General features: G+C 63.5%; 5 protein-coding genes. 3 read left to right on the top strand and 2 right to left on the bottom strand.

Translation table 11 applies throughout. From position 1 onward, the window contains the following. A partial coding sequence (locus A3764_RS10000) for a TRAP transporter large permease (RefSeq protein WP_150122135.1) occupies positions 1–843 on the top strand: 843 nt, incomplete at its 5' end. Between the two features lie 4 nt (positions 844–847). Beyond that, the gene (locus A3764_RS09995; RefSeq protein WP_067925686.1) at positions 848–2,266 is read left to right on the top strand and encodes an amidase; all 1,419 of its coding nucleotides are present in this window, start codon (positions 848–850) and stop codon (positions 2,264–2,266) included. On the opposite strand, the gene A3764_RS09990 is transcribed toward A3764_RS09995, so the two are convergent. Further along, a complete protein-coding gene (locus A3764_RS09990) occupies positions 2,240–3,007 on the bottom strand; it encodes a hypothetical protein (RefSeq protein WP_067925689.1) in 768 nt (255 codons plus the stop codon). The genes A3764_RS09995 and A3764_RS09990 overlap by 27 nt on opposite strands. A gap of 107 nt (positions 3,008–3,114) precedes the next feature. Between A3764_RS09990 and A3764_RS09985 the strand changes: the two genes are divergently transcribed. Then, positions 3,115–3,849, top strand: a complete 735-nt coding sequence (locus A3764_RS09985) for a GntR family transcriptional regulator (RefSeq protein WP_067925692.1) — start codon at positions 3,115–3,117, stop codon at positions 3,847–3,849. Positions 3,850–3,897: 48 nt separating this feature from the next. On the opposite strand, the gene hydA is transcribed toward A3764_RS09985, so the two are convergent. Beyond that, on the bottom strand, positions 3,898–5,136 hold a 1,239-nt coding region (gene hydA / locus A3764_RS09980), incomplete at its 5' end, for a dihydropyrimidinase (protein WP_067951548.1).

The raw sequence follows: 5,136 nt of genomic DNA, 5'->3' as shown, positions 1-5,136 counted from the left end.
TCGGTAAACCTGCTGATCTATGGCTCGCTCGCCAATGAATCCATTGGCCAGCTTTTCATCGCAGGTATCATTCCCGGCGTGCTTCTGACGCTTCTTTTCATGGTCTACATCGCGGCTGAATCCTATGTCATCCCGGTCTCTTCCGAAACGGGCGAGGAGGTGAAAATCCCGCTTTCCGACAAGATCGCGGGGCTGAAGCACCTCGTCCCCCCGACGATCATCTTCGCCGTCGTGATGGGCTCGATCTATTTCGGCATCGCCACACCGACGGAATCCGCCGCACTCGGCGTGGTCGCGGCGCTGGCCTTTGCCGCCCGCGAAGGCAAGCTGAGCCTCGAATTCTTCGACCATTGCTTCCGCCAGACGGCCAAGACCACCGGCATGATCCTGTTGATCATCACCGCCGCCTTCATGCTGAACGTGACGCTCGCGCTCGGCGGGATCGCGCAGACAATGACGGAATGGGTCGCCTCCTTCGGGCTGTCGCCGGCGATGCTGTTGATGGCGCTCATCGTGTTCTACCTGTTCCTCGGCATGTTCATGGACGTGCTGTCGATGCAGGTGCTGACGATCCCGGTGGCGCTGCCCATCGTGACCGCCGTGGGGATCGACCCGATCTGGTTCGGCATCTTCATCGTGCTGATGTGCGAGCTGGGCATGATCACGCCGCCGGTGGGGATGAACCTTTACGTGGTGCAGGGCGTGCGTACCGATGGCGGGCCTTTCCGTGATGTGGTGATGGGGGCCATTCCCTACGCGCTGATCATGGTGCTGTTCACGATCCTGCTGATTTTCGTGCCCCAAATCGTGACATGGTTGCCCGAAACCATGAGCGGGCGCTGACGCCGTGGTAGGCGCATTCTGGCAACGCGGGGCAGCCGATCTGTCGGCTGCCTATCGCAGCGGGGAGGCCGATCCGCGCGCGGTCGTGAGTGAACTCGCCGACCGGATCGACGCTCTCAACCCGGTGCTGAACGCCTATGTCGCCCTGGCCCCGGACCTGAAGGAACAGGCCGAGACGTCTTCGAGGCGCTACCGAGAGAACGCGCCGCTCTCCCCGCTCGACGGGGTGCCTATCGCGGTGAAGGACAATCTGCACGTCGCCGGAATGCCGACCGCATGGGGCGGGGCGACATTCTCTGACGTCGCGCGCGCGGATGAACTGCCGGTAGCACGGCTGCGCGCGGCGGGCGCGATCCTTGTAGGTAAGACCAACACGCCCGAATTCGCCGTGGAAGGATACACCGCCAATGCAAGGTTCGGCGTAACGCGGAACCCGTGGGATCCCGCGCTGACGCCGGGGGGGTCGTCCGGCGGGACGGTTTCCGCCGTCGCGGCCGGTCTCGCAGTGCTCGGGATCGGAACCGACGGGGGCGGCTCCACCCGTCGCCCGGCCGGACATACGGGGCTTTTCGGGCTGAAACCGACCATCGGCCGCATCGCCCGGGCGGGCGGTCTGCCGCAGGTGCTGATGGATTTCGAAGTGATCGGCCCCTTTGCGCGCAGCATCGACGATCTGCGGCTTTTGTATAGCGCGCTGGCCGGTCCAGACCGGCGCGATCCCGCCTCCCGGGGGATACCCGATTTCACCGCCCCCGATAGCCCGCTCAGGATCCTCTCCGTGGCTCGGCTGGGCTCGCACCCCTGCGAACCCGCGATCATTTCGGCGACGCGTGACATCGCCCAGCGGTTCAGCTCAGCCGGTCACCATGTGGAGGAAGCCGATCTGCCGCTCGATCTGGGGGAAATAGATGCCTTCTGGGGTTCATTCGCGCAGATCGGCCTTGCCCATCTGAAGGCCACGGTCCCCGCCATGGCCCGAAACGCCGGCGCGCGCTACATGGAGATGGCCGAGATGGGGGCCGGCCTCGGGGTCGCATCGCTCTTTGGTGCCATGGCTGCGGTTCAACGGCTGCGCGCCGCCACCTCATGCCTCTTTGCCGAGTGGGACGTGATCCTGATGCCTTCAGCCGCCGCGCAGCCCTGGCCGGCAGAGCAGAGCCACCCGCTGGAGATCGACGGTCAGCCCGTCGGCCCGCGCGGGCATGCGATCTATACCGGCTGGGTCAATGCCGCGGGGCACCCGGCCCTCGCGGTGCCAGCAGGGTGCGATGAGGCCGGTCTGCCCATCGGCTGCCAGTTGATCGGCGACCTTGGATCCGAAGATTTCCTGATGGATCTGGCAAGCGCGCTAGCAGCCGGAGCCCCCGGCTGGCAGTGGCCCGAACTGGCGCAGCCGTCAGCGCGCCGCCTTCAGGCGGAGTGAGACCTGCCCCAGCCCGTCGATCGAACCGCGCACGTCAATTCCCGCTTGGACGTAGGGCAAACCGTTCAGCGAACCGGTTATGACGATCTGACCCGGCTGCAAACCGCCACAGTGATCCCCCAACATCTCTTCGAGGACGAGGAAGTTCTCAAAGGCGTTCCCGCCCGGCACCGCGGCCTTGCCGCTCAGGATTTGTTCATCCCCGAATGCCAGCTCTGCCCGAACCGGGCCCAGACTAACCGCCTGCCATTCCGCCACGGGCGCGCCGACAACGAGGCCGCCGTTGATCTGATTGTCAGCCAGCTTCAGACCCGGGTTCGCGTTCATCGGCAGCCGGGTGCGGACGATCTCGATCACCGGGACGACGGACAGGCACCGCGCGATCGCATCCCTGCGGTCCGGTGCTCCCTTGTCCGGAAGCGGCTTTTCGATCCGGAACCCGACCTCAAGCTCGATGCCGATTTTCTCATCCCGGGGAACGTCGATCATCGCGGGCGATGTCTTGATGTCCTGGCTGAAGATCGGCGCCATGATACGCGGAGCGTCAGGCTTGTTCGCGACCTTGAAGCCACCGACGGGGCCGGTGACCCGTGCGACTGCGGCCTGTACCTCATATGCTTCTTCAACCGTCGGATCGAACTGACTGGCAACGTCGTCGCCGACCGGCTGCCCGGTTTCGCGGGCCTTCAACAGGGCAGAGATCAGGCCTTGCACGCTGGCATCCGATGATGAAAAATTCATTTCATTCTTTTCATTCAGTAAGATAAGAATAAATTGATTATATATACCGAGTGACGCTCCGACAAGCGCATTCACCCGGCCAGACAACCGCGAGAAAGGGTTTCGCGATGAAAACACGACGGTCAGAGCATCCACGACAGCGCGTGGACCGGCGGGGCAAGGTCGCCATCAGCCGGGTGCCCCTGCACGATCAGGTCGCCGATGAAATCCGCAACATGATCGTTTCGGGTGATCTGCGCCCGGGGGAGAAAATACGCGTGGCCGAACTGGCCGAGGATCTCGAGGTCTCGCTCACGCCCCTGCGCGAAGCGCTCAAGATTCTCGACAAGGACGGGCTCGTCGAGCTGATGGCGAACCGGGGCGCGCGGGTGTCGGAAATATCGGTCGAAGGCACCCGCAGCCTGTTCGAAGTGATCTCGCGGCTCGAAGCGCTCGCTGCCGAGCTTGCAGCCAGCCGGATTACCGAACAGGAAATGCAAAGGCTGGAGGATCTTCATGCCCGTATGCGCGACCGGCACGAGGCCGGGGACCTGCCGGCCTATTTCCAGTTGAACCGGCAAATCCACGACCTTGTGGTGGCGGCCGCCAAGAACCCGGACCTTGCCCGCGTCAGGACCGGCCTTGCCTTTCATGTCGAACGGGCGCGGTTCCTTTCGGTCGCCTCCGAAGGGCACCGCGAGAGGTCGATGCAGGACCACCACCGGCTGGTGACCGCCCTGCGCGAACGGGATGCGGCCACCGCGCATGATGTCTGGCGCACGCATCTGGAACGGGCCGGAACGGAAACTTGCAGGCTCGTCGGTCTGTGGAAAGAAGAAGCGGAAGCGACCGCCGCCGAATAAGGCGGCGGGCATCGGGCCACGGAATACGAAGCGGCGCCGCAGCTGCCCTTACATAGCGGTATCCGGCACACCACAGGTCAGGAACTGCCCCTGCCCTTTTTCGGCACATAATGCGCCGTCCCGGACCAGCACCTCACCCCTTTGCAAAACGGTCTCGGGCCATCCGGTCACGCGTCGCCCCTCGTAGGGGGTATAATCAACGTTGTGATGCAGTTGCGCGTTGGTGATGGTCACCTCGCGTTCAGGATCCCAGATGGTGATATCCGCATCCGCGCCGATAGTGATCGTGCCTTTGCGCGGGTAAAGCCCGTAGAGTCGGGCCGGATTGGTCGCGGTAAGCGCGACGAACTGGTTCAGCGATATGCGGCCCTTGCCCACCCCTTCGGAGAATAGGAGCGGCAGCCGGGTTTCGACGCCGGGGATACCGTTGGGAACGTGCAGAAAGCTCGCCCCCTCGCCGCGCAGTTTCTTGCCGGTACTGCTGTCGTATTTGAACGGAGCATGATCCGAAGAGAAAACCTGAAAGGTACCATTGGCCAGCCCCCGCCAAACGGATTCCTGGCTTTGCGCGTCACGGGGCGGAGGCGAACAGATGTGTTTCGCGCCCTCGAACCCGTCAAGATCAAGATCGTCCCGCGTCAGCAGGATGTACTGGGGACAGGTTTCCGCAAAAACCCTGAGGCCCTTGGACCGCGCATGGGCGATCTGTTCCATCGCCTCACCGCCCGACACATGCACAACCAGCATGGGCACATCGACGATCTCGGCCAGTGAAATGGCGCGGTGGGTCGCTTCACGCTCCGCGATGGGCGGTCGGGCATCGGCATGAAACTGCGGTGCGGTCTGGCCGGCACGTTCCAGCGCCTCCGTCAGCCATGCGATGGCGTCGGAATTTTCCGCATGTATCATCGTCAGGGCGCCTTCGCGCTTGGCCAGCGCCAGAACCTCGATGATCTCGCGATCGTTCAGCTTGAGATCATCATAGGTCGTGTAGATCTTGAAAGAGGTATAGCCTTCGCGGATCAGGGCCGGCAGCTCCTGCCCCAGAACCTGCGGGTTCGGATCCGTCACGATCAGGTGGAATGCATAGTCGATCACCGATTTCCCGTCGGCCCGCTGATGATAATCATCAACCGCCGCACGCAGGGACTGGCCTTTTTGCTGGCAGGCAAAGGGGATCACCGTGGTCGTCCCCCCAAAGGCGGCCGAGCGCGGCCCGCTTTCGAAATCGTCCGCCATGACCGAACCGTCCGATGTCGGCTGATCGAAGTGGCAATGCGCATCGAC

This window comes from Sulfitobacter sp. HI0129 (assembly GCF_001635395.1).
Classification (GTDB): domain Bacteria; phylum Pseudomonadota; class Alphaproteobacteria; order Rhodobacterales; family Rhodobacteraceae; genus Sulfitobacter.
The sequence above is the reverse complement of the archived record's forward strand: the minus strand, read 5'-3'. Positions and strand labels throughout refer to the sequence as shown.